The 25,121-nt window shown below is 72.2% G+C and carries 21 protein-coding genes; 14 read left to right on the top strand and 7 right to left on the bottom strand.

Going from position 1 to position 25,121, the window contains the following annotated elements:
- Positions 1–184: 184 nt before the first annotated feature.
- Positions 185–1,912, top strand: coding sequence for a DNA repair protein RecN (gene recN, locus IEZ11_RS46135; protein WP_189269097.1), 1,728 nt, complete (start codon positions 185–187; stop codon positions 1,910–1,912).
- 420 nt (positions 1,913–2,332) lie between these two features.
- Positions 2,333–3,469, top strand: coding sequence for a glycosyltransferase family 4 protein (locus IEZ11_RS46130; protein ID WP_189269083.1), 1,137 nt, complete (start codon positions 2,333–2,335; stop codon positions 3,467–3,469).
- A 42-nt stretch (positions 3,470–3,511) separates the two neighbouring features.
- Here the strand turns inward: IEZ11_RS46130 and IEZ11_RS46125 are convergent, their stop codons facing one another.
- From IEZ11_RS46125 to IEZ11_RS46115, 3 genes are all read right to left on the bottom strand, one after another.
- The gene (locus tag IEZ11_RS46125; RefSeq protein ID WP_189269082.1) at positions 3,512–5,155 is read right to left on the bottom strand and encodes a PucR family transcriptional regulator; all 1,644 of its coding nucleotides are present in this window, start codon (positions 5,153–5,155) and stop codon (positions 3,512–3,514) included.
- A gap of 186 nt (positions 5,156–5,341) precedes the next feature.
- Positions 5,342–6,643, bottom strand: a complete 1,302-nt coding sequence (locus IEZ11_RS46120; protein WP_189269081.1) for an FAD-binding oxidoreductase — start codon at positions 6,641–6,643, stop codon at positions 5,342–5,344.
- 88 nt (positions 6,644–6,731) lie between these two features.
- Positions 6,732–8,534: a glycoside hydrolase family 15 protein gene (locus IEZ11_RS46115; RefSeq protein WP_189269096.1), complete on the bottom strand. Its 1,803-nt coding sequence runs from the start codon at positions 8,532–8,534 to the stop codon at positions 6,732–6,734.
- A gap of 516 nt (positions 8,535–9,050) precedes the next feature.
- On the opposite strand from IEZ11_RS46115, the gene pyrG reads away from it, so the two are divergent.
- The 12 genes from pyrG (at position 9,051) to IEZ11_RS46055 (ending at position 22,680) form a co-directional block, all read left to right on the top strand.
- Positions 9,051–10,739, top strand: coding sequence for a CTP synthase (gene pyrG / locus IEZ11_RS46110; protein ID WP_189269080.1), 1,689 nt, complete (start codon positions 9,051–9,053; stop codon positions 10,737–10,739).
- 84 nt (positions 10,740–10,823) lie between these two features.
- Positions 10,824–11,450, top strand: coding sequence for an NUDIX domain-containing protein (locus tag IEZ11_RS46105; protein ID WP_189269079.1), 627 nt, complete (start codon positions 10,824–10,826; stop codon positions 11,448–11,450).
- A 229-nt stretch (positions 11,451–11,679) separates the two neighbouring features.
- Complete coding sequence (locus IEZ11_RS46100; RefSeq protein ID WP_189269078.1) at positions 11,680–13,755, top strand: tetratricopeptide repeat protein; 2,076 nt, start codon at positions 11,680–11,682, stop codon at positions 13,753–13,755.
- 135 nt (positions 13,756–13,890) lie between these two features.
- Positions 13,891–15,015, top strand: coding sequence for an alanine dehydrogenase (ald, locus tag IEZ11_RS46095; protein WP_189269077.1), 1,125 nt, complete (start codon positions 13,891–13,893; stop codon positions 15,013–15,015).
- A gap of 405 nt (positions 15,016–15,420) precedes the next feature.
- Positions 15,421–16,551 carry a ParA family protein gene (locus tag IEZ11_RS46090; protein WP_189269076.1) on the top strand — a complete coding sequence of 377 codons (1,131 nt, stop codon included), beginning with the start codon at positions 15,421–15,423 and terminating at the stop codon, positions 16,549–16,551.
- Positions 16,536–17,150: a hypothetical protein gene (locus IEZ11_RS46085; RefSeq protein ID WP_189269075.1), complete on the top strand. Its 615-nt coding sequence runs from the start codon at positions 16,536–16,538 to the stop codon at positions 17,148–17,150. Before IEZ11_RS46090 ends, IEZ11_RS46085 begins: the two co-directional genes overlap by 16 nt.
- An 18-nt stretch (positions 17,151–17,168) precedes the next feature.
- Positions 17,169–18,224 (top strand): segregation and condensation protein A, encoded by a 1,056-nt coding sequence (locus IEZ11_RS46080; RefSeq protein ID WP_189269074.1) that lies wholly within the window; start codon positions 17,169–17,171, stop codon positions 18,222–18,224.
- Positions 18,221–18,871 (top strand): SMC-Scp complex subunit ScpB, encoded by a 651-nt coding sequence (gene scpB, locus IEZ11_RS46075; protein WP_189269073.1) that lies wholly within the window; start codon positions 18,221–18,223, stop codon positions 18,869–18,871. The genes IEZ11_RS46080 and scpB overlap by 4 nt, the downstream gene beginning before the upstream one ends.
- A gap of 11 nt (positions 18,872–18,882) precedes the next feature.
- Positions 18,883–20,007: a pseudouridine synthase gene (locus IEZ11_RS46070; protein WP_189269072.1), complete on the top strand. Its 1,125-nt coding sequence runs from the start codon at positions 18,883–18,885 to the stop codon at positions 20,005–20,007.
- Positions 20,008–20,178: 171 nt separating this feature from the next.
- Complete coding sequence (locus IEZ11_RS46065; RefSeq protein WP_189269095.1) at positions 20,179–20,898, top strand: NUDIX hydrolase; 720 nt, start codon at positions 20,179–20,181, stop codon at positions 20,896–20,898.
- Positions 20,895–21,917 (top strand): ADP-ribosylglycohydrolase family protein, encoded by a 1,023-nt coding sequence (locus IEZ11_RS46060; protein ID WP_189269071.1) that lies wholly within the window; start codon positions 20,895–20,897, stop codon positions 21,915–21,917. The genes IEZ11_RS46065 and IEZ11_RS46060 overlap by 4 nt, the downstream gene beginning before the upstream one ends.
- A gap of 4 nt (positions 21,918–21,921) precedes the next feature.
- Positions 21,922–22,680, top strand: coding sequence for a nucleotidyltransferase domain-containing protein (locus IEZ11_RS46055; protein ID WP_189269070.1), 759 nt, complete (start codon positions 21,922–21,924; stop codon positions 22,678–22,680).
- On the opposite strand, the gene IEZ11_RS46050 is transcribed toward IEZ11_RS46055, so the two are convergent.
- Genes IEZ11_RS46050 through IEZ11_RS46035 form a run of 4 tightly spaced genes read right to left on the bottom strand, consistent with a single transcriptional unit; the run spans position 22,606 to position 25,121 of the window.
- Positions 22,606–23,349: a nucleotidyltransferase domain-containing protein gene (locus IEZ11_RS46050; RefSeq protein ID WP_189269069.1), complete on the bottom strand. Its 744-nt coding sequence runs from the start codon at positions 23,347–23,349 to the stop codon at positions 22,606–22,608. The genes IEZ11_RS46055 and IEZ11_RS46050 overlap by 75 nt on opposite strands.
- A 22-nt stretch (positions 23,350–23,371) precedes the next feature.
- Positions 23,372–23,815, bottom strand: a complete 444-nt coding sequence (locus IEZ11_RS46045) for a Rieske (2Fe-2S) protein (protein ID WP_189269068.1) — start codon at positions 23,813–23,815, stop codon at positions 23,372–23,374.
- The gene (locus tag IEZ11_RS46040; protein ID WP_189269067.1) at positions 23,812–24,396 is read right to left on the bottom strand and encodes a DUF6529 family protein; all 585 of its coding nucleotides are present in this window, start codon (positions 24,394–24,396) and stop codon (positions 23,812–23,814) included. Before IEZ11_RS46040 ends, IEZ11_RS46045 begins: the two co-directional genes overlap by 4 nt.
- A 29-nt stretch (positions 24,397–24,425) precedes the next feature.
- Positions 24,426–25,121, bottom strand: a complete 696-nt coding sequence (locus IEZ11_RS46035) for a hypothetical protein (RefSeq protein ID WP_189269066.1) — start codon at positions 25,119–25,121, stop codon at positions 24,426–24,428.

The following is a 25,121-nucleotide window of genomic DNA, read 5'->3' as shown; positions in this document are numbered from 1 at the left end:
TCGGCGGCTGCGGGTGATTCGTGGCTTGTCGCGCAGTTCCCCGCGCCCCTTCAGGTAGGGACAGCCGTCGGCGTATCGATGCGACCCCGCGCCCCGTCGGGGGTGCTTCTCCACTCGCGCGGGTGACAGGGTGCCTCGCGCTTCTCCTGCCCTACCTCGTAAGGTCTTCCCCGTGCTGGAAGAAATGCGGATACGGTCCCTCGGAGTCATCGACGACGCCGTCGTCGAGTTGTCGCCGGGGTTCACCGCCGTCACCGGTGAGACCGGTGCGGGCAAGACCATGGTGGTCACCAGCCTGGGGCTGCTGCTCGGTGGGCGGGCCGATCCCGCGCTCGTGCGGATCGGGTCCGACAAGGCGGTGGTCGAGGGGCGGGTCACCGTGCCCCCCGGAGGCGCGGCGGCGGTACGGGCCGAGGAGGCCGGTGCCGAGCTGGACGACGGAGCGCTGCTGCTCAGCCGTACCGTTTCCGCCGAGGGGCGCTCACGGGCGCACCTGGGCGGGCGGAGCGTGCCCGTGGGGCTGCTCGCCGAGCTCGCCGACGACCTGGTGGCCGTGCACGGGCAGACCGACCAGCAGGGGCTGCTGAAGCTGTCCCGGCAGCGGCAGGCCCTCGACCGGTACGCGGGCGACGGGGTCACCGGGCCGCTGGCCAAGTACGGCGAGGCCTACCGGCGGCTGCGGGCCGTGGCGGTCGAGCTGGAGGAGATCGTCACCCGCGCGCGTGAGCGGGCGCAGGAAGCCGACATGCTGCGCTACGGGCTCGACGAGATCGCGGGCGTGGAGCCGCGGGCCGGTGAGGACGTGGAACTGGCCGAGGAGGCGGAGCGGCTCGGGCACGCCGAGGCGCTGTCGTCCGCCGCGACCGCCGCGCACTCCGCGCTCGCGGGCAACCCGGAGGACCCCGAGGGCATCGACGCGGCCACCCTCGTCGCGGGCGCCCACCGGGCCCTGGAGGCCGTCCGCTCGCACGACCCGGCACTGGCCGCGCTCGCCGACCGGATCGGCGAGGTCGGAATCCTGCTCGGCGACGTGGCGGGCGAGCTGGCCGGATACGCCGACGACCTGGACGCCGACCCGCTGCGGCTGGCGGCCGTGGAGGAGCGGCGCGCCGCGCTCACCGCGCTCACCCGCAAGTACGGCCAGTACGGCGACGGCATCGACGCGGTGCTGGCGTGGGCCGAACAGGGCGCCGCGCGGCTGACCGAACTCGACGGCGACGACGAGCGGATCGACGAACTGACCGCCGAGCGGGACGCGCTCCGCAGCGAACTGGGCGGTCTCGCCCAGGCGTTGACCGACGCGCGCACCGAGGCCGCGGAACGTTTCGCGGCCGCCGTCACCGCCGAACTGGGTTCTCTCGCGATGCCGCACGCGCGCGTGTCCTTCGCGATCCGGCAGACCGAGGACCCGGAGGGCGTGGAGGTCGACGGCCGGGCGGTGGCCTACGGCCCGTCGGGCGCCGACGAGGTCGAGCTGCTGCTCGCCCCGCACCCCGGCGCGCCGCCCCGTCCCATCGCCAAGGGCGCGTCCGGCGGTGAGCTGTCGCGCGTGATGCTCGCGGTGGAGGTCGTCTTCGCGGGTACGGACCCGGTCCCGACGTACCTCTTCGACGAGGTCGACGCGGGCGTGGGCGGCAAGGCGGCGGTGGAGATCGGGCGTCGCCTGGCCAAGCTCGCCAGGTCCGCGCAGGTCGTCGTCGTCACGCACCTTCCCCAGGTCGCCGCGTTCGCCGACCGTCAGTTGCTGGTCGAGAAGACCAACGACGGCACGGTCACCCGCTCCGGCGTGAAGGTCCTGGAGGGCGAGGAGCGGGTCCGGGAGCTGTCCCGCATGCTGGCCGGCCAGGAGGACTCGGAGACGGCACGGGCACACGCGGAGGAACTGCTGGCGACGGCACGGGCGGACCACTGACGGCCCGCTGACGAATCGCCGGGCCGGAGCTGCGGGGCGTCCCCCGCCCCGCAGCTCCGACCGCCACTTCTTCCACCTGCCGAAGCTTGCGGCCCGAAGCGCGCGGCCCGACGCTCGTCGGCCGAGGCCCGCCGGCGTGTCCTCGGCGGTGCCCCGGCACGGGAGCGCATCGTGGCTGGTGGCGCTCATGGCGTTCCTCCTCGGCGGCGTTTTCGTCACCCTCCCGGGTGACACGCTCCGGCGCATTGCCCCGGCCCGCCTCGGTATGTGCCGTCCCGGAGTGCCCGGAACACCCTTGTGTACTGGCATCCTTGAGGGGGACGCGGCGCCCGGGGGAGGCGCGCGGTGACCCCCTCGGCCCCGATACCTTCTGTACGTTCCCCCGTGACCGCCCCACGCCGAACCAGGAGCCCCGGCCGCGTGAGCCCCGTGAGCAGCAACGCACCGCACGGTCAGTCGCCGCTGCGCACCGTGCAGGTGCTGGGCGGCGGCAACGCCGGCAGCAGCGCGCACGTACGGTCGTTGGCCGCCGGTCTCGTCGCGCGGGGCGTGCGGGTCACGGTATGCGCCCCCGCCGAGGCCGATCACGCCTACGGCTTCTCTGACGTCGGCGCCGACCATGTGCACGTGCCGCGCAGCAGCGACCCGAGCTCGGTCGCGGCACTCCGCGCCGCCTGCACGGACGCCGACCTGGTGCACGCCCACGGTCTGCACGCCTCCTTCCGGGCGGCGCTGGCGCTGAGCGGCCGCGGCACCCCGCTGGTCGTCACCTGGCACAGCAGGGCGCATGCGGAGGGCGCCAGGGCGCATCTGCTGCGGATGCTGGAGCGCCGGGTGGCGCGGGCGGCCACCGTGGTGCTCGGCACCACCTCCGACCTGGTGGACCGGGCCCGCCGTACCGGCGCCCGGGACGCCCGGCTCGGCGCCGTGGCACTGCCGGGTCCCCGAAGGCTGGTGGACCAGGACGAGGCGGAGCTGCTGCGGCCCAAGATCCGTGCCGAACTCGGCGCCATGGGACGGCCGTTGCTGATGGCCGTCGGCTCCCTGGACCGGCATCGCGGCTATGACGTCCTGCTGGACGCGGCGCGGGCCTGGTGCCGGCTGGACCCGGTGCCGCTGCTCGTCATCGCGGGCGAGGGGCCGCTGCGTGCGGAGTTGCAGCGGCGGATCGAGGACGAGGAGCTGCCGGTGCGGCTGATCGGGCGCCGTGACGACGTCGCGGAGCTGCTCGCCGCCGCCGATCTCGCGCTGCTGCCCAGCAGTTGGGAGTCCCGTTCCGTGCTCGCCCAGGAGGCCCTGCACGCGCGCGTGCCGCTCGTCGCGACCGCCGTCGGCGGGATCCCCGACCTGGTCGGGGACGCGGCCGAGCTGGTCGCGTACGGCGACTCACCGGCCCTCGCCGGCGCTGTCGTACGGCTGCTGGACGACCCCGAGCGCTGCGCGGAGCTGCGCGAGCGGGGTGTCCGGCAGGCGGCGAGCTGGCCCACCGAGGACGAGACCGTCGCCCAAGTGCTCAGCGTGTACGACGAGTTGACGCAGCCCCGACCGCTGCCGTGAGGCCGTGAGGCCGTGAGGCCGTGAGGCCTGAGGTCCCGCGGACTAGGGCACGTGCCGGCGCGCCCTGAGGGCCAGGCTCAACGCCAGGACCACCTGCGGGTCGTCGAGGTCCGTGCCCAGCAACTCCCCGATGCGGGCGAGGCGGTTGTAGAGGGTCTGCCGGTTGAGGTGGAGTTCACGGGCCGTCTCCGCCTTGCGGCCCGCGTGCGCCAGATAGGTCTCCAGAGTGGGCAGCAGCGGGGGCTTGGAGCGGTGGTCGTGGTCCCGGAGCGGGCCGATCGCCCGGTCGACGAACGCCGCCAGGTCGGGCTGGTCGCGCAGCCGCCACAGGAGCAGGTCGATGTCGAGGCTGCGGGCGTCGTACCAGGGCCGGCCGGGCAGGCCCTGCGCCGCCGTCGCCGTCTCGGCCGCGTGCCGCAGGCCCGCCGACGCGGCCGCCCAGCCGCCCGCCGCCCCGACCACCACGACCGGAGGAGCGGCCCCGGGGCGCTGTATCCCGGCGCGCTCCACCCCCGCCCGGAGCGCCGCCGCGACCCGGTCCGCGACCGTCGTACGCTCCGCCTCCGAGCGCAGGCCAAGCAGCAGCGGCACGCGGCCCTCGACCGGTCGTACGCCCAGCAGGACCGGCACGCCCACCGCGGCCAGCTCCTCGCCCACCGCCCGGGCCAGCAACGCCCAGCCCCCGCCCGGGGACAGCGAGTCGCCGACCCGCATGACCACCGGCAGCAGCGGGCCGCCGCCGGGCTTGAAACCGAGGACACGGGCCTGCGCCGGGGCGTCCTCCGCGCTGATCCGGCCCTCCGCGAGGTCGGTCAGGAAGTCGCCGCGCCCGCGCGCCGCCAGCTCCTCCTCCTGGCGGGCCTGCATCAGGACGACGGCCAGGATGCCCGCGGCCCGCTCGGCGGCGATGCGGTGCACCGGGGCCAGCGGCCCGCGGACCGGGAGCAGGACCAGCCGCGCGCGCACCGACCCGGTCCCCGGACCGCCGCCCGGCACGTCCACCAGGACCACCCCGGTCGGCGGCGGCGCGTCCTTGTGCTGGCCGCGCAGCCCCTCCCACACCTGGAGCGGGTCGGCCCCCTCGGGTCCCGACCCGGCGGCGTACAGCAGTTGGCCGTCGGTGGTCTCCAGGAAGACCGGGTTCCCGCTGAAGTCGGCCAGGATGGCGAGCACCTGGGGTACCCCGCCACCGCCCAGCAGGGCCTCGGTGCAGCGGCGGTGCACCTCCTCGGCGCGCTGGAGCAGGGTGTAGTGGTGGTTGACGATCTCGGTGTGGATCTCCTCCGTCACCGTCACGAACGGCACCTCGCGGTGCAGCGCGACCAGCGGCAGCCCGGTCGACCTCGCGGTGTCGACGAGGGTGGCGGGCAGCCGGGAGAACCGCGCGCCCAGCTCCACCACCAGGGCGGCGATACCCCGGTCGGCGAGCGTGCGCACGAACGCCCGCTGCTCGGTCGGCCGGGTGCCCAGGCCGTAACCGGTGGTGAGCAGCAGCTCGCCGCCCTTCAGCAATGAGGCGATGTTCGGCACCTCGCCCGCGTGCACCCAGCGCACGGTGCGGCCCAGCCGGTCGGCGCCGGCCAGGATCTCCGGTAGCCCGCTGCGCAGCGTGGGCAGCTCCAGTGCCCGCTGCACGGTGATCCCGGCGCCCTGGGTGTCGAATCCGCTGCCCGTACCGCTGTCCATGGAGCGGACGCTACCTGGGGGAACGCCGTCGTGGCACATTCGGCAGGGCGCTCTGTCGGAAGGGCCGCGGTATGCGGAAAAGGGCCGCGGTATGCCGTCTGTCGGGTGCGGCGCCGTCGTGGCTGGTCGCGCCTACGCGGCGGAGCCGCATATCGATACAGCCCCGCGCTCCTTTCGGGGTGCTGATCAGAGCGGTCTGATGTTGTGGTTGAAGCGGAAGACGTTGTCGGGGTCCCAGCGTCGCTTCGCCTTGCCGAGCCGCAGCGCGTTTCCCACGCCCAGACCGGCCCGCACCCGCTCCGGGCCCTCGTCTCCGACGAGATTGAGGGGGACGGCACCGGTGGCCCACGGCCGGACCCCGGCACGGATGCTCCGCACCCAGCCGATCGCCCGCTCGTCGTCGGCCGGGTCCGCCCAGATCCCGACGGGGTGCACCACCCAGGCCGCGTTCAGCGGGAACAGCAGCTGCCGCGAGCGGCTCGGCACCGGCATGCCCTCCGCGCAGCCGCACCAGGCGTCCACCGCCTCGTCGGGCAGGTCGGCCAGGCACTCGGCCGACCAGTGGTTCCGCAGCCCGGACGGAACGTCGAACAGGCACTGCGCCTGGCTGTACGGCACGGGGCCGACGATCTCCGCCGCGTGTGGCAGCGCGAGCAGCGGTCCGACGACCTTGCGCAGCCCTTCCTCGCCGCCTGCGTAGGTCACGAGGGCCGCGCATACCGGCTCGGTTTCGGCGAGGTACACCACCGCACCGCCCGCCTGGTCGGGACCGGTGCGGATCACCTCGCGGAAGGTCCGGACGACCTCAGGGCCGTACGGCGGCGGGTACCGCAGCTGCGCGGCCGAGAACACCGGCAGTTCGTGCAGCGCGAGGGTGAGCGCGGTGACGACGCCGAAGTTCCCGCCGCCGCCGTGCAGGGCCCGGAACAGCTCCGGGTTCTCGTCGGCGTCGGCACGGACCCGCTCGCCGTCGGCGGTGACCAGCTCGACGCCGATCAGGTTGTCGGCGGCCGGCCCGAAGGCACGGTCCAGCCATCCCGAGCCGCCGCCCAGCACGAAACCGGCGACTCCGGTGGCGGAGTCCCGGGAACCGGTCGTAGCCAGACCGCAGGCCTGGGCCGCCCGGTCCAGACGGCCCATGACGGCCCCGCCCTGCACCCGCACGGCCTCCGCCACCGGGTCGACGGTCACCTCGTCCATCCGGCGCAGATCCACCACCAGCGCACCGTCCGCGACCGCCGACCCCGCGACGCTGTGGCCACCGCCGCGGACCGCGATGTGCAGATCCAGCTCCCGCCCGAACCGCACGGCCCGGACCACGTCGGCGTCGTCCGCACACTGGGCGATCACCGCCGGGTACCGGTCGATCATGCCGTTGAAGACGGTCCGGGCGGCGTCGTATCCCGGGTCCCCCGGCGCGAACACGTCCCCGGCCAGGTCCTCGCGGAGGACGGCGAGGGCCGCGCGTGCCTTTGACCCGGGAGCCATATACCAGCCTAAGCAGGAGCGCCCCTCCAGGGGCGCGGGGAACTGCGCGACCAGCCACAACGGACCGGCAGCTCCCCACGGCCCGTAACTACCCCCCGTACGCCCCCGAAGCCGTAAGCCGAAGCGCCGTGTCGATCAGCGGCACATGGCTGAACGCCTGCGGGAAGTTCCCCACCTGCCGCTTCAGGCGGGGATCCCACTCCTCCGCCAGCAGCCCGAGGTCGTTCCGCAGCGCGAGGAGCTTCTCGAACAGCTTGCGGGCCTCGTCGACGCGCCCGATCATCGCGAGGTCGTCGGCCATCCAGAACGAGCAGGCCAGGAAGGCCCCCTCGTCGCCCGGAAGGCCGTCCACGCCCTCGTCGCCGCCCGAGGTCGGGTAGCGCAGGATGAAGCCGTCGGACGTGGACAGCTCGCGCTGGATCGCCTCGATGGTGCCGATGACCCGCTTGTCGTCCGGCGGCAGGAAACCCATCTGGGGGATGAGCAGCAGCGACGCGTCCAGCTCCTGGGAGCCGTACGACTGGGTGAAGGTGTTGCGCTCCTTGTCGTAGCCCCGCTCGCAGACGTCCCGGTGGATGTCGTCGCGCAACTCCTTCCAGCGCTCCAGCGGGCCGTCCGCGTCCCCGGACTCGATCAGCTTGATGGTGCGGTCGACGGCGACCCAGGCCATCACCTTGGAGTGCACGAAGTGCCGGCGCGGCCCGCGCACCTCCCAGATGCCCTCGTCCGGCTCGTCCCAGTGGTCCTCCAGGTAGCGGATCAGCTTCAGCTGGAGGAGGGACGCGTAGTCGTTGCGGGCGAGGCCGGTCATGTGGGCCAGGTGCAGGGCCTCGGTGACCTCGCCGTAGACGTCCAGCTGGAGCTGGTGCGCCGCGCCGTTGCCGACCCGGACCGGTGCCGAGTTCTCGTAGCCCGGCAGCCAGTCCAGCTCGGCCTCGCCCAGCTCGCGCTCGCCCGCGATGCCGTACATGATCTGCAGGTTCTCGGGGTCGCCGGCGACCGCCCGCAGCAGCCACTCGCGCCAGGCGCGGGCCTCCTCGCGGTAGCCGGTGCGCAGCAGGGAGGACAGGGTGATGGCCGCGTCGCGCAGCCAGGTGTAGCGGTAGTCCCAGTTGCGGACGCCGCCGATGTCCTCCGGGAGGGAGGTGGTGGGGGCCGCGACGATACCGCCGGTGGGGGCGTACGTCAGGGCCTTCAGGGTGATCAGCGAGCGGACCACGGCCTCCCGGTAGGGGCCGTGGTACGTGCAGTGCTCGACCCAGTCCCGCCAGAACTCCTCGGTCGCCTCCAGCGACTGCTCCGGCTCCGGCAGCGGCGGCGGCTCCTTGTGCGAGGGCTGCCACGAGATGGTGAAGGCGATCCGGTCGCCGGGGGCCACCGTGAAGTCGGCGTAGGTGGTCAGCGACTTGCCGTAGGTCTCCGCCGAGGTGTCGAACCACACCGAGTCGGGGCCCGCGACGGCCACCGTACGGCTGTCGTGCTTGTGCACCCAGGGGACCACCCGGCCGTAGGAGAACCGCATCCGCAGCACCGAGCGCATCGGCACCCGGCCGGTGACGCCCTCCACGATGCGGATCAGCTGGGGCGCGCCGTCACGCGGGGGCATGAAGTCGGTGACCCGGACCGTGCCGCGCGGGGTGTCCCACTCCGACTCCAGGATCAGCGAGTCTCCCCGGTAGGTCCGGCGCGCCGCGGTCGGCGGCTGCGAGTCGGCCGCGTGCGCCGGGCCGAGCCGCCAGAAGCCGTGTTCCTCGGTGCCGAGCAGACCGGCGAAGATGGCATGCGAGTCGAAGCGGGGCAGGCACAGCCAGTCCACCGTGCCGTCCCGGCAGACCAGGGCAGCGGTCTGCATGTCTCCGATGAGTGCGTAGTCTTCGATGCGCCCGGCCACGTGCAACTCCAGTCGAACGGCCACGTCACCCCCCAGGCAGAAGGGGGCTGTCGCTAGTGCGGTCAAGGGGGGTTGTTGTTGTGCGTCGTTAAGCGGTGAAGCAAAGCAGCCCGCCGTGCCCTGAGGCAAAACGACGGTCATAGCTCAACGAACTGCCAGGCTCTCGTTGTTCCGGGAGTGACGGGCGGGGGTGTGCCGTGTTTCCGGCCGGGCTCGGCAGTGAGTGTCCGAGCAGGATACGACGCACGTAGATGATCTGTGTGCCGCTCCGGACAACCCGTGTGGGCCGAACGGGTTGGCCTTGAGTGAAAAGCCGGTAAGCGAGCCCCCACGTCTGTGCCGACGTGTGTACGGAGCGTGGCCGGAAGCCATCTCTCCGCGGCGCTGATACCCTGGTAGCCCGTGGACCGGTGGGTGCGAAACCCCCGAACCGCAGCGACGGCACCACCCCCGGAAACTCCCGGGCGGCAGCCGGACCGCACGACAGACCGCGACCACGGGAGCCCCCTCTTGGCCATGCCGCCGCATGCTTTCAAAAACAGCGCAGCCACGACGACCAAGCACATCTTCGTCACCGGGGGTGTCGCCTCCTCGCTCGGCAAGGGCCTGACGGCCTCCAGCCTGGGCATGCTGCTCAAGGCCCGGGGCCTGCGCGTCGTGATGCAGAAACTCGACCCGTACCTGAACGTCGACCCGGGCACGATGAACCCCTTCCAGCACGGTGAGGTGTTCGTCACCAACGACGGCGCCGAGACCGACCTGGACATCGGCCACTACGAGCGTTTCCTCGACCGCGACCTGGACGGCTCCGCCAACGTCACCACAGGCCAGGTCTACTCGACGGTGATCGCCAAGGAGCGGCGTGGCGAGTACCTGGGCGACACGGTCCAGGTCATCCCGCACATCACCAACGAGATCAAGCACCGCATCCGCCGCATGGCCACCGACGAGGTCGACGTGGTCATCACGGAGGTCGGCGGCACGGTCGGCGACATCGAGTCGCTGCCGTTCCTGGAGACGGTCCGCCAGGTCCGCCACGAGGTCGGCCGGGACAACGTGTTCGTGGTGCACATCTCGCTCCTGCCGTACATCGGCCCGTCCGGCGAGCTGAAGACCAAGCCCACCCAGCACTCCGTGGCCGCCCTGCGGAACATCGGTATCCAGCCCGACGCGATCGTGCTGCGCTGCGACCGCGAGGTCCCCACCGCCATCAAGCGCAAGATCTCGCTGATGTGCGACGTCGACGAGGCCGCCGTGGTCGCCTGCCCGGACGCCCGCTCGATCTACGACATCCCGAAGACCGTGCACGGCGAGGGCCTGGACGCCTACGTCGTCCGCAAGCTGGACCTGCCGTTCCGCGATGTGGACTGGCGGACCTGGGACGACCTGCTGGACCGCGTCCACAACCCCGACCACGAGATCACCCTCGCGCTGGTCGGCAAGTACATCGACCTGCCCGACGCCTACCTCTCGGTCACCGAGGCGCTGCGCGCCGGCGGCTTCGCCAACAGGGCCCGGGTGAAGATCAAGTGGGTGACCTCGGACGACTGCAGGACCCCGGCCGGCGCCGCCGCGCAGCTCGGTGACGTCGACGGCATCTGCATCCCCGGCGGCTTCGGCGACCGCGGTGTGCTCGGCAAGGTCGGCGCCATCCGCTTCGCCCGGGAGAACCGGATTCCGCTGCTCGGTCTCTGCCTGGGCCTGCAGTGCATCGTGATCGAGGCCGCCCGCAACCTGGCCGACATCCCGGACGCCAACTCCACCGAGTTCGACTCCGCCACCGGCCACCCGGTCATCTCCACCATGGCCGAGCAGCTGGACATCGTGGCCGGTGAGGGCGACATGGGCGGCACCATGCGCCTGGGCATGTACCCGGCCAAGCTGGCCGAGGGCTCCATCGTGCGCGAGGTCTACGACGGCAAGGAGTACGTCGAGGAGCGGCACCGGCACCGCTACGAGGTGAACAACGCCTACCGCGCGGAGCTGGAGAAGAAGACCGGCATCCAGTTCTCCGGCACCTCCCCGGACGGCAAGCTCGTCGAGTACGTCGAGTACCCGCGCGACGTCCACCCCTACCTGGTCGCCACCCAGGCCCACCCGGAGCTGCGCTCCCGCCCGACCCGCCCGCACCCGCTCTTCGCGGGTCTGGTGAAGGCGGCCGTCGCGCGTCAGCAGGCCGAGGGCGAGCAGACGAATTCGAAGTGACACACCGGTTGTACGGTGGCCGGGGTGCATACCTTCAATGGTGCGCACCCCGGTTTTTCACAGGTACGTCTGGAAGGGCTCGGCATGACGATCAAGGACACCCCCGAGGAGTGGGAGATCCGGGCGACGGAGACCCCCTTCGTGGGCAACAAGACCTCCGTCCGCACGGACGAGGTGGTCATGCCCGACGGTTCGGTGGCCCGCCGCGACTACCAGGTGCACCCCGGCTCGGTCGCCGTCCTCGCCCTCGACGGGGAGGACCGTGTGCTGCTCATCCGCCAGTACCGGCACCCGGTCCGGCAGAAGCTCTGGGAGATCCCGGCCGGCCTGCTCGACATCCCCGGCGAGAACCCGCTGCACGCCGCCCAGCGCGAGCTGTACGAGGAGGCGCACGTCAAGGCCGAGGACTGGCGGGTGCTGACCGACCTGTACACCACCCCCGGAGGCTGTGACGAGGCGGTGCGGATCTTCCTCGCCCGCGACCTGTCCGAGGCCGAGGGGGAGCGCTTCGAGACCGAGCACGAGGAGATCGACCTGGAGTACGCGCGCGTGCCGGTCGACGAACTGGTGCGCCTGGTGCTCGCCGGCGATCTCCACAACAACTGCCTCGTGACGGGCGTTCTCTCGCTGGTCGCCGCCCGCACCGGCGGCGGCCTCGACGCACTGCGCCCGGCCGACGCGCCCTGGCCGGCCCGTCCCTTCGCGGTCTGAGCCCGCGGGCCGGGTCCGGCTGCCGTCCTTCGACCGTCGGCCGGGTGCGTCCCGCATCCGCTCTTCGAGCGTGCCGGTGTGACCATCGCCTGATCCGATCGGGCGATGTGCCCGCCGCGCTCCGCCAGGAACGTCCTCGCACGTGAACTAGGCTCGACACGATTGAGCCGAAACGCCCGAACCGGAGTCCCGGCGGGCCTGCGTGTGCGGTGGGACGGGAGTGTGGCCCGTGACGGATCAGGCGGTGGACACAGGCGGCGCACGGCGGTCGGCGCCCGCGGCCACGGACGACCGGTTCCTGGGCCGTACAAGGGAGTTGAAGGAACTGCGCGCCGACATCGAGCGCGCGGGCCTGGACACCATCGCCGGCCGCAAGGCCCCCCGCGCCCGGGTGCTGCTGATCGCCGGCCGGCCCGGCTCCGGCCGCACCGCCCTCGCCGGGGAACTCGTCCGGCAGGTCGCCGCCGGCTACCCCGACGGGGTGCTGCGCGCCCGCCTCGCCGAGCCCGACGGCACCCCGGTCCCCGTCGAGCGCACCGCCCGCGACCTGCTGGCGGCCCTGCGGCTGCCCACCCCGGCCGGCGCCGCCGCGGACGACCTCACCCACGCCCTGCGCACCGCCCTCGCCGAACGCCGGATGCTGCTCCTCCTCGACGACGCGCCCGGCGCCGAAGAGGTCGACGTACTGCTTCCCGACAACTCCGACTGCCTGGCCGTCGCCGTCTCCGACGGCCCGCTCACCGGGATCTCGGACGTCCGCCCGTGCACCCTGGGCGGCCTCGACACCAAGTCGGCCGTGGAACTGCTCACCCGGTACACCGGCTCGGTCCGCATCACCGTCGATCCCCGTTCCGCCGAGTCGCTGGTCGAGGTCTGCCAGGCGCAGCCCGCCGCGCTCGCGCTGGCCGGCGGCTGGCTCGCCGCCCGCCCCCAGGCGGCCGTCTCCGACCTCGCCAAACGCCTGCACGCGGAGGCGGACGACGGCGCGGCGCTGCCCCGCGTCTTCCGGTTCGTGCACGACCAGCTGCCGGACCGGTCCGCGCGGATACTGCGCCTCCTCAGCCTGGCCCCGGCCGGCCTGGTCGACCCGCACACCGCCTCCTCGCTGGCCGGCTGCTCGGTCGACACCGCCCGCGTCACCCTGGACGAGCTGGTCCGCCTCGCCCTGCTGCACCCCGTGGTCTCCCCGCTGCCCCAGTACGTGGTCCCCGGCTGCCTGCACCCGCTGCTCCGGACGCTGGCCGAGAGCCAGGAGCGGGCCGGGGAACTCCAGCTGGCCCGCGCCCGGATGCTGGAGCGCACGGTACGGCTGCTGCAGTCCTGCCGGGCGATCACCGAGACCGACAACCCGCAGGCCCGCGAGAAGCTCCAGGCGCTCCCGCGTGAGCTGCGCTTCCCCACCCCCAGGGCGGCCGAGGACTGGCTGCGCATCCGGCGTCCGGCCCTGCTGGCCGCCGCCCGCGCTGCGGTGGCCGACGGCGAGCTCGACACGCTGGCCCGCCGTCTGATGGCGCAGCTGGTCAAGGCGATGGTGGCGCACCTCGGCACCCAGGCCGCGGCCCCCGACCTGTACGGCATCCACCGGCTCGTCCTCGATGTCGCCCGCCGCCGCGAGCTGCCCCGCGAGCAGGCGGCGGCACTGCTGAACCTCGGCGACCTGGACGCGCAGACCGGGCGTACCACGGATGCACTGGTGCGCTATCGGTCTGCTTTGGATGCCGGACGCAGAGCAAATGACCCGTACGCGACCGGTCGCGCAATGGAATCCGTAGGTGGTGCCTATCAGGAGCTGGGGGACTACGACCGGGCCGCCGACTGGTTCGGCCGTGCCCTCGCCGAGCGCCTGGCCCGCGACGAGCGCACCGAGGCGGCCCGGCTCTACGGCCGCATCGCCGGCGCGCACACCTACGCGGGCCGCTACGGCGAGGCGCTGAGGAACTGGCGGGCGGCGGTTTCCGGCCATCGCAAGAACGGTGATGTGGCCGCGCAGGCAAGGGCGTTGAGCGAGCTGGCCCGGGTCCAGGAGTACGCCGGCCGGCCCGAGGAGTCGCTGCGCACCTGCCAGGAGGCGGTGGAGTGGGCGCGCCGCGCCGAGGACGGCCGGCTCCAGGCGGCGCTCCAGTTGCGACTCGCCGACACGCTGGAGCGCCTCGGCGACTCCGCCGCCGCGAGCCTGCACCGCTCGGCCGCCGAGCGCATGCTGAGTGGGGAACCCCTCGGCCCCGCGGGCCCCCCGGACCTGGACTCCGACCCGGAACATGGCGCTAACGCCTACGAAATCCGTAGCGCTTCCGGCGAAGATTGATGCAATGAAAGGCTAGACAGCCGGAACGCCTTCATTAAACTGGCTCTGCCGCCGGTTCTTCCGCGGTGTCTCCTGGTATGCCGCCGCATGCCGGGTATGTGCGTCTATGCCCCCACACCCTCTGAGCCAAGGACCGTGATCCACGTGAAGGTCGGCATCCCCCGCGAGGTCAAGAACAACGAGTTCCGGGTGGCCATCACCCCGGCCGGCGTGCACGAGCTGGTGCGGCACGGCCACCAGGTCGTCATCGAGCGTGGCGCCGGTGTCGGCTCGTCGATCCCGGACGACGAGTACGTCGCCGCCGGTGCCGCGATCCTGGACACCGCCGACGAGGTGTGGGCCACCGCGGACCTGCTGCTCAAGGTCAAGGAGCCGATCGCGGAGGAGTACCACCGCCTCCGCAAGGACCAGACCCTCTTCACCTACCTGCACCTGGCCGCTTCGAAGGAGTGCACGGACGCCCTCCTGGAGTCCGGCACCACGGCGATCGCCTACGAGACCGTCGAGCTGCCCAACCGCGCGCTCCCGCTGCTCGCGCCCATGTCCGAGGTCGCGGGCCGGCTCGCCCCGCAGGTCGGCGCCTACCACCTGATGCGCGCCGCCGGCGGCCGTGGCGTTCTGCCCGGCGGTGTCCCGGGCGTGCTGCCCGCCAAGGCCGTCGTCATCGGCGGCGGCGTCTCCGGCTGGAACGCCGCCCAGATCGCCATCGGCATGGGCTTCGAGGTGACCCTGCTCGACCGCGACATCAACAAGCTGCGTGAGGCCGACCGGATCTTCGGCACCAAGGTCAAGGCCGTCATGTCCAACTCCTTCGAGCTGGAGAAGGCCTGCCTGGAGGCCGACCTGGTGATCGGCGCGGTGCTCATCCCGGGCGCCAAGGCCCCGAAGCTCGTCACCAACGAGCTGGTCTCCCGGATGAAGCCGGGAAGTGTCCTTGTCGACATCGCGATCGACCAGGGCGGCTGCTTCGAGGACTCCCGTCCCACCACGCACGCCGAGCCGACCTTCAAGGTCCACGAGTCGGTCTTCTACTGCGTCGCCAACATGCCCGGCGCGGTGCCCAACACCTCCACCTACGCGCTCACCAACGCCACGCTCCCGTACATCGTGTCGCTGGCGGACAACGGCTGGACGGAGGCGCTGCGCCGCGACGCCGCGCTCGCCAGGGGCCTCAACACCCATGACGGCAAGGTCGTTTACCGGGAGGTCGCCGAGGCGCACGGCCTGGAGCACACGGACCTCGACACGCTCATCGGCTGAGCCGGGACGAATCCGCAAGTCACCTTTTCGTAAAGGCGATACGTCAACAAGCCGCGTCAAGCGCGCACAACCGGCCGGACCTTGCCCGACAAGGTCCGGCCGGATGTGTGTATGGTCACTTTGCGGCTCTCGGTCAACTCGCCTCGAACGTAACGCTTCGACCGATTCGTACACCGGTGAAACCTGCTGTGCGACGGCCGTACGCCCTTGACAGCGAGATGTTTCATTGCCGACACATCCTGCCGGGTCCGGCGGATTGTGTTGCTGCGGACGCCCGACACGCCATAGAGTCGCCAACCGTCGGCATGGTGCCACGCTGACCTGTCTAGAAGTTTCCTGGTCACCAAGGAGGTAAGACGACTTGTGAATGAGTCGACATTTTCTCCCGGGGGTGGTCAACCAGGAATGCCGGTACGGGACCAGGGTCCCGCGGGGTTCGAGGCTGTCGGCTCCGTCGCGGTGCGCACCTTCGCAGCCCACCAGAGTCGTCCGCAGATCCTGCGGACAGCACACCAGAGCATGGATGGCCATCACGTGAACGCCATGGCCGGCGACGGAAGTGGCGCGCCCCACAGCCAATTCGCCGACTACGACGAACTGCCCGACGGGCACTTCTACGACCCCGATGCCGAGTACGAGCCCGATCCGGAGTACGCGGCGACGCTGGCGCCCGACGCGGCCCGCCAGCGCCGTGAGCGCGTCGGCCCGACCGGGCGCCCGCTGCCGTACTTCCCGATCCCGGGCCCGGTGACCAGTCACGGCCCCGCGACGATCATCGCGATGTGCAACCAGAAGGGCGGCGTCGGCAAGACGACGTCGACCATCAACCTGGGTGCCGCGCTCGCGGAGTACGGCCGGCGGGTGCTGCTCGTGGACTTCGACCCGCAGGGCGCGCTGTCGGTCGGTCTCGGCGTCAACCCGATGGAGCTCGACCTCACCGTCTACAACCTGCTCATGGAGCGGGGCATGGCGGCCGACGAGGTCCTCCTGAAGACCGCGGTCCCCAACATGGACCTGCTGCCCTCCAACATCGACCTGTCGGCCGCCGAGGTCCAGCTGGTCTCCGAGGTCGCCCGCGAGTCGACGCTGCAGCGCGCCCTGAAGCCGCTGCTGCCCGACTACGACTACATCGTGATCGACTGTCAGCCCTCGCTCGGCCTGCTCACGGTCAACGCGCTGACGGCCGCTCACAAGGTGATCGTGCCGCTGGAGTGCGAGTTCTTCGCGCTGCGTGGTGTCGCCCTGCTGACCGAGACCATCGAGAAGGTCCAGGAGCGGCTCAACCCGGAGCTGGAGCTCGACGGCATCCTGGCGACGATGTACGACTCGCGCACGGTCCACAGCCGTGAGGTGCTGGCCCGGGTCGTCGAGGCCTTCGACGACCACGTCTACCACACGGTCATCGGCCGCACGGTCCGCTTCCCGGAGACCACGGTCGCCGGTGAGCCGATCACCACGTATGCCTCCAACTCCGTCGGTGCCGCCGCCTATCGCCAGCTCGCCAGGGAGGTGCTCGCCCGGTGTCACGCCGAGTGAGTCTGCCCGGGGCCGACGAACTGTTCCGTACGACCGGGGGGATGGCGCTGCAGCCGTCGACTCCCAGGCGCCCGGCCAACGGTGAGGCCCGGGTGCCGGCTCCCGCGGGGGAGAGCGACGAGACGGCGGCCGCGGCCGCCGAGGACGTGCCCCAGTCGGTGCCCGTGCGGGGCGGCGACGGCGAGGGCGCCGAGCACGTGGCGGCGGAGGCCGGTCCGGCCGACGCCGGGGAGTCCCGCAACCACACCGCGCAGTCCGTCACGGTCGCGCCGTCGGCCGAGCGGGCCGTGCGGCAGCAGGCGGCGCAGGAAGGTTCTGCCGGGTCCGCCGCGCAGGGCCAGCCCCGCAAGCAGCGGGGCGGCGGCCGGGCACCCGCCCGGCGGCCCAGCGGGCGCGAGCGGCACGACGAGAAGATCACCGTGTATGTCTCCGCCGAGGAGCTGATGGACCTGGAGCACGCCCGCCTCGTGCTCCGGGGCGAGCACGGGCTGGCCGTGGACCGGGGCCGGATCGTCCGCGAGGCGGTCGCCGTGGTGCTGGCCGACCTGGAGTCCCGGGGAGACGCGAGCATCCTCGTACGACGGCTGCGCGGGCGGTAGGGGTAGCCTGCGAGGGCTATGACCTCGACCGATTCTCCTGCTTCTGTCCCCGGTCCCGGCCGCAGGCGTGCGCTGGGGCGGGGGCCGGGTGCTCCTGTGGCCGAGGTCGAGAGTCCGGCTGAGGCCGGTGGGGCGTTGCGCCCACCCGTTCCGCCCAGCGGAACGCCTGCCCACAACGCGAGCGAGCCTGAATCAGAGCCCGGCGCCGTCGAACCCCAGCCCTCCGGCACCGGCGCTCCGGAACCCGAGGAACAGCGCGACGGTGTCTTCAAGGTCCGGCTCGCCAACTTCGAGGGGCCTTTCGACCTCCTCCTCCAGCTGATCTCCAAGCACAAGCTGGACGTCACCGAGGTCGCCCTCTCCAAGGTCACCGACGAGTTCATGGCGCACATCCGGGCCATGGGGCCGGACTGGGACCTGGACCAGACGACCGAGTTCCTCGTCGTCGCCGCCACCCTGCTGGACCTCAAGGCCGCCCGGCTGCTGCCCGCCGCCGAGGTCGAGGACGAGGCCGACCTGGCGCTCCTCGAAGCCCGGGACCTGCTCTTCGCGCGGCTGCTCCAGTACCGCGCGTACAAACAGATCACCGACATCTTCAACCGGCGCCTGGACGACGAGGCCCGTCGCTGGCCCCGTACCGTCGGCCTCGAACCGCACCTCGCCGAGCTGCTGCCCGAGGTCGTCATCAGCATCGGGCCCGAGGGGTTCGCCAGGCTCGCGGTCAAGGCGATGCAGCCCCGGCCCAAGCCGCAGGTGTACGTCGACCACATCCACGCCCCGCTGGTCAGCGTGCAGGAGCAGGCCCAGATCGTGGTCGCGCGGCTGCGGGAGCTGGGGGAGGCCAGCTTCCGGGTGCTCGTCGCGGACACCGACGACACGCTCACCGTCGTGGCCCGTTTCCTGGCGCTCCTGGAGCTGTACCGGGAGAAGGCCGTCGCCCTCGACCAGGAGACCGCCCTCGGCGACCTGATCGTGCGGTGGACCGGCGGGGACGGGGGGAGCCGGCCGATGGTGACCGACGAGTTCGACCGGCCGCCCGAGCCGCCCAAGGAGGAGAAGGAGGAGAAGGTGTGAGCGAGGACACGACGCGGTTGCCGACCGGGCTGCGGCCGGTCGCCGACCTCGACCTCAAGCCGGCCCTGGAGGCCGTCCTCATGGTCGTGGACGAGCCCGCCACCGCCGAGCACCTGTCCAAGATCCTTGAGCGGCCGAAGCAGACGATCACGAAGGCGCTGCGGGCGCTGGCGGACGAGTACACCGCGCAGGGCCGCGGCTTCGAGCTGCGGTTCGTCGCGGGCGGCTGGCGCTTCTACACCCGGGGCGAGTACGCGCCCGCCGTCGAGCGGCTGGTCCTGGAGGGCCAGACCGCGCGGCTCACCCAGGCCGCCCTGGAGACCCTCGCGGTCGTCGCCTACCGCCAGCCGGTGAGCCGCAGCCGCGTCTCGGCCGTACGAGGGGTCAACTGCGACGGTGTGATGCGCACCCTGCTCCAGCGCGGTCTGGTCGAGGAGGCGGGCACGGAACCCGAAACAGGTGCGATCCTGTACAGGACGACGAACTACTTCCTGGAGCGGATGGGCCTGCGCGGCCTGGACGAGCTCCCGGAGCTCGCGCCCTTCCTCCCGGAGGCGGAGGCGATCGAGGCCGAGACCCAGGAGGGCGTACCGTCGTTCGATCCGGACGCACCCGATGCGCCGGACGCAGACGACGCAGACGACTAGACGGAACTTTGATGCGAAGCAGCAGCGGCAGGAACAGCAGCGGAAACAACGGCGGGAGCCGTGGTGGCAACAGCGGCGGCCGCGGCGGGAGCAGCGGTGGCCGCGGTAACTACCGCGGCGCCGGCAACGCCCGCGACGACAAGCAGGGCACCGGCCGGCCGAAGAAGCCGCGTCCGGAGGAGCGGCGCTACGACGTGGGTCCCGGCGCCACCCAGGACGGCCCGAAGTCGGGCCGGGGCGCCTCGGCGCGCGGCGGCGCCAAGGGCGGCCCCCGGCAGGGCCAGGGCACCGGGCGCGGCCGGACGGCGCCGGCGAGTTCCCGTGAGTACGACGCCCGTGCCGAGGAGCGCAACCGCGAGCGGTACGCCGGCAAGCCGGACGTGAAGCTCCCCAAGACCTTCCCGGGCGCCGAGCAGGAGGGCGAGCGGCTGCAGAAGATCCTCGCCCGCGCGGGCTACGGCTCCCGGCGTGCCTGCGAGGAGCTGATCGAGCAGGCCAGGGTCGAGGTCAACGGCGAGATCGTGCTGGAGCAGGGCAAGCGGGTCGACCCGGAGAAGGACGAGGTCAAGGTCGACGGGCTGACCGTCGCCACGCAGTCGTACCAGTTCTTCTCGCTGAACAAGCCGGCCGGTGTGGTGTCCACGATGGAGGACCCGGACGGGCGGCAGTGCCTCGGCGACTACGTCACCAACCGGGAGACCCGGCTCTTCCACGTCGGGCGGCTCGACACCGAGACCGAGGGCGTCATCCTGCTCACCAACCACGGCGAGCTGGCGCACCGGCTGACCCACCCCAAGTACGGCGTGAAGAAGACCTACCTCGCGCACATCGTCGGCCCGATCCCGCGGGACCTGGGCAAGAGGCTCAAGGACGGCATCCAGCTGGAGGACGGGTACGCGCGCGCGGACCACTTCCGGGTCGTCGAGCAGACCGGCAAGAACTACCTGGTCGAGGTCACCCTGCACGAGGGCCGCAAGCACATCGTGCGGCGGATGCTGGCGGAGGCCGGGTTCCCGGTCGACAAGCTGGTGCGGGTCGCCTTCGGGCCGATCACCCTCGGCGACCAGAAGTCGGGCTGGCTGCGCCGTCTGTCCAACACCGAGGTCGGGATGCTCATGAAGGAAGTCGACCTCTAGATCTGTCTGTACGGCTTTCTGGCGGCCGGTCCCGGGCACCCCGGGGCCGGCCCGCTTTCGTGTCCGTGAACGGCGCTCCAGCGGCCACTGAGGGCTTGCACGGCCCCCACCCACTCTTTATAGTCGTAGAGACTATTAGTTCCGTCGAACATCGAGGGGGTGGACGGGCACATGCAGGGCTACGACAAGTACGCCTTCGAACCCTTCGCCGTCACCGTCGACCTCGCCGTCCTCACGCTCCGCGCCGACACCCTGCACGTGCTGCTCGTCGAGCGCGGACAGGAGCCGTACGCCGGACAGTGGGCGCTGCCCGGCGGCTTCCTGCTGCCGCGGGAGTCGGCCGAGACGGCGGCCCGGCGGGAACTCGCCGAGGAGACCGGTCTGTCGGACGTGTCCGGACTGCACCTGGAGCAACTGCGCACCTATAGCGGGCCCGACCGCGACCCGAGGATGCGGGTCGTCTCCGTCGCCTTCACCGCGCTGCTGCCCGACGCCCCCGAGCCGCACGGCGGCGGTGACGCGGCACAGGCGCGCTGGCTGCCGTACGACCCGGCCCGGCCGCTCGCCTTCGACCACGAGCGGATCCTGGCCGACGCCCATGAACGGGTCGGCGGACAGCTGGAGTACAGCTGTCTCGCCACCGCCTTCTGCCCGCCCGAGTTCACGCTCGGCGAGCTCCAGAACGTCTACGAGACCGTGTGGGGCGTCGCGTTGGACCGCCCCAACTTCCGCCGCAAGGTGCTCGCCACCCCCGACTTCGTCGAACCCGTGCCCGGCGCCGCCCGGTTGACCGGCGGCCGCGGCAAACCGGCCGCCCTCTACCGCGCGGGCACCGCCACCGCGCTCCACCCGCCCCTGCTCCGCCCGTCCCGGGAAGGACGCCCCGCATGACCACGAACATCGGCGACAAGCGCGCCGCCAGCGGCTCCCTGATCGGTCTCGCCCTCGGGGACGCGCTCGGCTTCCCCACCGAGTTCAACGACGTGCCCTCGATCCTCGCCAAGTTCGGTCCGTGGCGGGAGATGGAACTGCCGCAGCGGCCCTTCGTCTCGGACGACACCCAGATGACCCTCGCCGTGGGACACGCCATGCGCACCGCCATGGACCGGGGGGTGCTGGCGCCCAAGCGGCTGGAGCGGCCGCTGCGCGAGGAGTTCGTGAACTGGTACCAGTCGCCCGAGAACAACCGGGCGCCCGGCCGGACCTGTCTGCGGGCCTGCAACCTGCTGAAGGAGGAGGGCCGGCTCTGGCAGGACGCCAGCCAGATCGACTCCAAGGGCTGCGGAGCCAACATGCGGGTCGCGCCCGTCGGGCTCGCGCCCGGCCTGAGCGACGAACAGCGCGCCGGCGCCGCCCAGTTGCAGTCCGCGCTCACTCACGGCCACCCCACCGCGCTGGCCGCCTCCGACCTCACCGCGCGTGCCGTACGGCTGCTCGCGCAGGGGACGGAACCGGACGGGCTCGTCGACCGGCTGCGGTCCTACGCCCGCGAGAACCGCTCCCGCTACCACCACACCTGGCTCGGCGACCTGTGGACCCGCAGCCACGACGCGACCCCCGAGGACTTCGTCGCGCGCGGCTGGGACGAGTGCCTGGAGATCCTCGACCGGCTCCAGGAGGCCGTGCGCACCGCCTCGCCGGAGAGCGACCCGTGCCTGGCCACCGGCGCCGGCTGGATCGCCGAAGAGGCCCTGGCCACCGGTCTGCTCTGCTTCCTGCTCTTCCCCGGCGAACCGCTGCTCGCGCTGCGCCGGGCCGCCTGCTCCTCCGGCGACTCGGACTCGATCGCCTGCCTGACCGGCGCCTTCGCCGGGGCCTGGCTGGGCGAGGACGCCTGGCCGACCGAGTGGGCCGACCGGATCGAGTACCGGGGCGACCTGATGACCCTGGGCGCGCTCTGGGACTCTTGAGCACATGATCGACGCCCTTGATCCCCACCTCGACCTGGCGCCCGTCGTCGCGGAACAGCCCGACCCGCTGCTGTTCGCGACCGTCTCCGGCGCGCACCTGTACGGCTTCCCGTCCCGGGACTCCGACCTGGACCTGCGGGGCGTCCACCTGCTGCCCGCCGCCGACCTGCTCGGGCTGCGCGAGCCGGAGGAGACCCGCTCGAAGACCTGGGTGCGCTACGGCGTCGAGATGGACCTCGTCACCCACGACCTGCGCAAGTTCGCCCGGCTGATGCTGCGCCGCAACGGCTACGTGCTGGAGCAGCTCCTGTCGCCGCTCGTCGCGCACACCGGCGATGCGCACCGCGAACTGGCCGCTCTCGCCCCGGGCGTGCTCACCAGCCACCACGCCCACCACTACCGGGGGTTCGCGGTCACCCAGTGGCGGCTGTTCGAGAAGACCGGCGAACTCAAGCCGCTGCTCTACACGTTCCGGGTGCTGCTCACCGGCATCCACCTGATGCGCAGCGGCGAGGTGCAGGCCCATCTGCCCACCCTCATCGGCGAGGTGCCCGAGGCCCCGGGCCACCTGCCCGAGCTGATCGCCGCCAAGTCCGAGCGCGAGCACGGCAAGGCCGCCGTCGAGCACGCGCGCGTGGAGTCCGACGTGGAGCGGCTGCACGTCCTGCTCGACGAGGCGCAGAACGGCTCAGCGCTGCCCGACGCGCCCACCGCGCACGACGCCCTGCACGACCTGGTGGTCCGCGTGCGTCTGGAGGGCTGAGGTCCGGCGGGTCCGGAACAGGAAGTCGGTCACCCGCGCGTGGTCCGGCTCCGCCGGGAGCGGGGTGCCGGGCAGCGCCCGCTCGGTCTCCTCGGCGAGCCGGACCATCCGGGACTCGACCTCCGCCCAGGAGACCTCGCCCCGCTTCACCGCCAGGAACCCGGCGCGCCGGTCGCCGACGTCGATCGTCAGCTCCCCGGTGCGCAGCAGGTCGCGGGCGCAGGTCAGCAGCCGCAGCAGGTGCATCGCGTGCTTCCAGCGCGGGGCGCCGTGCGCACGGACGTCGGCGTCGATCTTGCGGCGCTGGGCTAGGGCGTAGCGGGTGAAGGAGTCGTAGGCGCGCCGTGAGAGGAAGGCGCCGCGCAGCGCGAGCAGTTCGCGGCCCGTGTCGTCGAGGCGTTCGACCAGGGGCGAGTGCAGGCACTCCAGGATGTTCGGGTTGGCGCGCAGCGCCAGCTCGCAGAACCGTTCCAGCTCCCAGGAGAACTGCTCCTCGCCCGGCCCCTCGACATGCGTGGGCGGCTTCTCGAAGCCCCAGAACAGGGGAGTGGGGGCGAGGAACACGCCCCGGCGGTCGGTGTCGCTGTCCTCCGTGGCCAGACCGAAGGCCCGTGACCCCATGACGCAGGCGTAGATCGTGTGGTCGCGTACCAGGTCCTCGGGCTGCATGCCCGGGAGCGTACGTGCCCGGTCAGCCCAGGGTGATCGAATTTCCGCTGACCGTGATCGACTCGGCCGGCAGCGGCCTGGTCGCCGGACCGTGTGCCACCGAGCCGTCGGCGATGTGGTACTTGCTGCCGTGGCAGGGGCAGTCGATGGTGCCGTCCGCCACCTGGTTCACCGTGCAGCCCATGTGCGTGCAGATCGCCGAGAAGGCCTTGAACTGGCCCTTCGTCGGCTGGGTCACCACGATCTTCTGGTCCTTGAAGATCGTGCCGCCGCCCTCCGGGATCTCACCCGTCTGGGCCAGCGCCTGCCCGGCGGCCGCGCTGGCCGCTCCGGAGGCGGACGAGGAGGGCGTCTCGGACGAGCTGGAGGAGCCGTTGTCGTTGTAGTTGCTGCATCCCACGCAGGTCGCGGCGAGCGCCGCGGTCCCCGTCGTGAGCACGCTGCGCCGAGTGGAGCCGTCGGTCATGTCGTCACCCCGAACGTGCGGAAGAACCAGAAGGCGGACGTCAGCCAGACGAGCGTGAGCACGGCGAACACCAGCCCACCGACGAGCGGCAGCAGCCAGCCAGGGAGTCGCTCCGAGCGGAGCAGCAGCATCTTGGCACTGAAAGCACCGAAGAAGAAGCAACCCAGGATGGAGTGCCACAAAACGCGTGTTTCATACGTCTGATAGCCCAACGCGTACAGGCAGTGCACCGCCACCGGGACCGCGACCAGGAACGCGATCCGCCCCGACCAGCGGTGCAGGGCCGGCGCCCAGCGCGGGCCGGGCAGCCTGCCGTACACCATCAGCGCGGAGACCAGCTGGACCAGCGCGAAGAAGAACGCGGTCGAGGCGAGCCAGGACTTCACCGCGCGCGTGCTGCTGAAGCCGGCGAGGTCGAAGGCGGTCCCGGTCGGCTGGTGGAGCCTGCCGTACACGCCGAGGCCGACCGCGACCGCGGCGGCCACCAGGACGGGGACGAGACAGCGGGCGGGGTGCGGGCGGCCGTGGTGCGGCTCGGGCGAAGGCCAGCTCTGGGTGGCGGCGTTCGGGTCGGCGGACATGGTCGGCTCCCTCGGGTCACGGCCGGGTGTCAGGGGACGACAGGGCTCGCCGTCAGCTGCTGCCCGTCGACCGTCACGGCGCCGGTCTCCGGGTCGATACGGGGTGCCGCCGAGGGCGTCCCGTCGCGGTCGACGATGCCGACCTGGCGGCCGTCGGCGAGCACGATCCAGCCGCCGTCGACCTTCGCGCCGCGCACGGTCGCCGTGGCCCGGTACAGCCCCGTCCCCTTGACGGCCCGCCGGGCGGTGAAGGAGTAGTGGCCGCCGTCCAGGTCGACGGCCCCGCGCACGCGCCGGTCGTCCTCCACGGTGCCGTTCAGGACGGCACCGTGGCCGCCGGTCAGCCTCATGCTGCCGTCGGGGTTCACCCGGCCCTTGAGCCAGGACTCCTTGCTGTGTCCGTCACAGAAGTAGGCGATCGCCCTGCCGTCACGGACCGAGACGGCGACGGAGGACGAGTCGTCGTCGGTACGGCCGGCGTAGGAGGCGTCGGAGATCTTCGACGGCGCCGGCGACGGCGGGAGCGAGAGCGAGGGCGAGGGCGACGACGGGGACGCCGTGGCGGTCGCGGTCGCGGCCGTCCTCGACGGAGCCGACGGGCTCGGCGACCTCTCCTGGTACGACGACGAGGCGGTCCTCGTCCCCGTCGTCACGTTGAGCGTCAGCATGAACAGGCCGAGCAGCAGACCCGCGAGCAGGGTCAGCAACGGACCGGGACGTTTCAT

Source organism: Streptomyces fuscichromogenes (genome assembly GCF_014645815.1).
Lineage (GTDB): Bacteria > Actinomycetota > Actinomycetes > Streptomycetales > Streptomycetaceae > Streptomyces > Streptomyces fuscichromogenes.
Note: the sequence above shows the minus strand (reverse complement) of the source record. Positions and strands in the feature narration are given on the sequence as shown.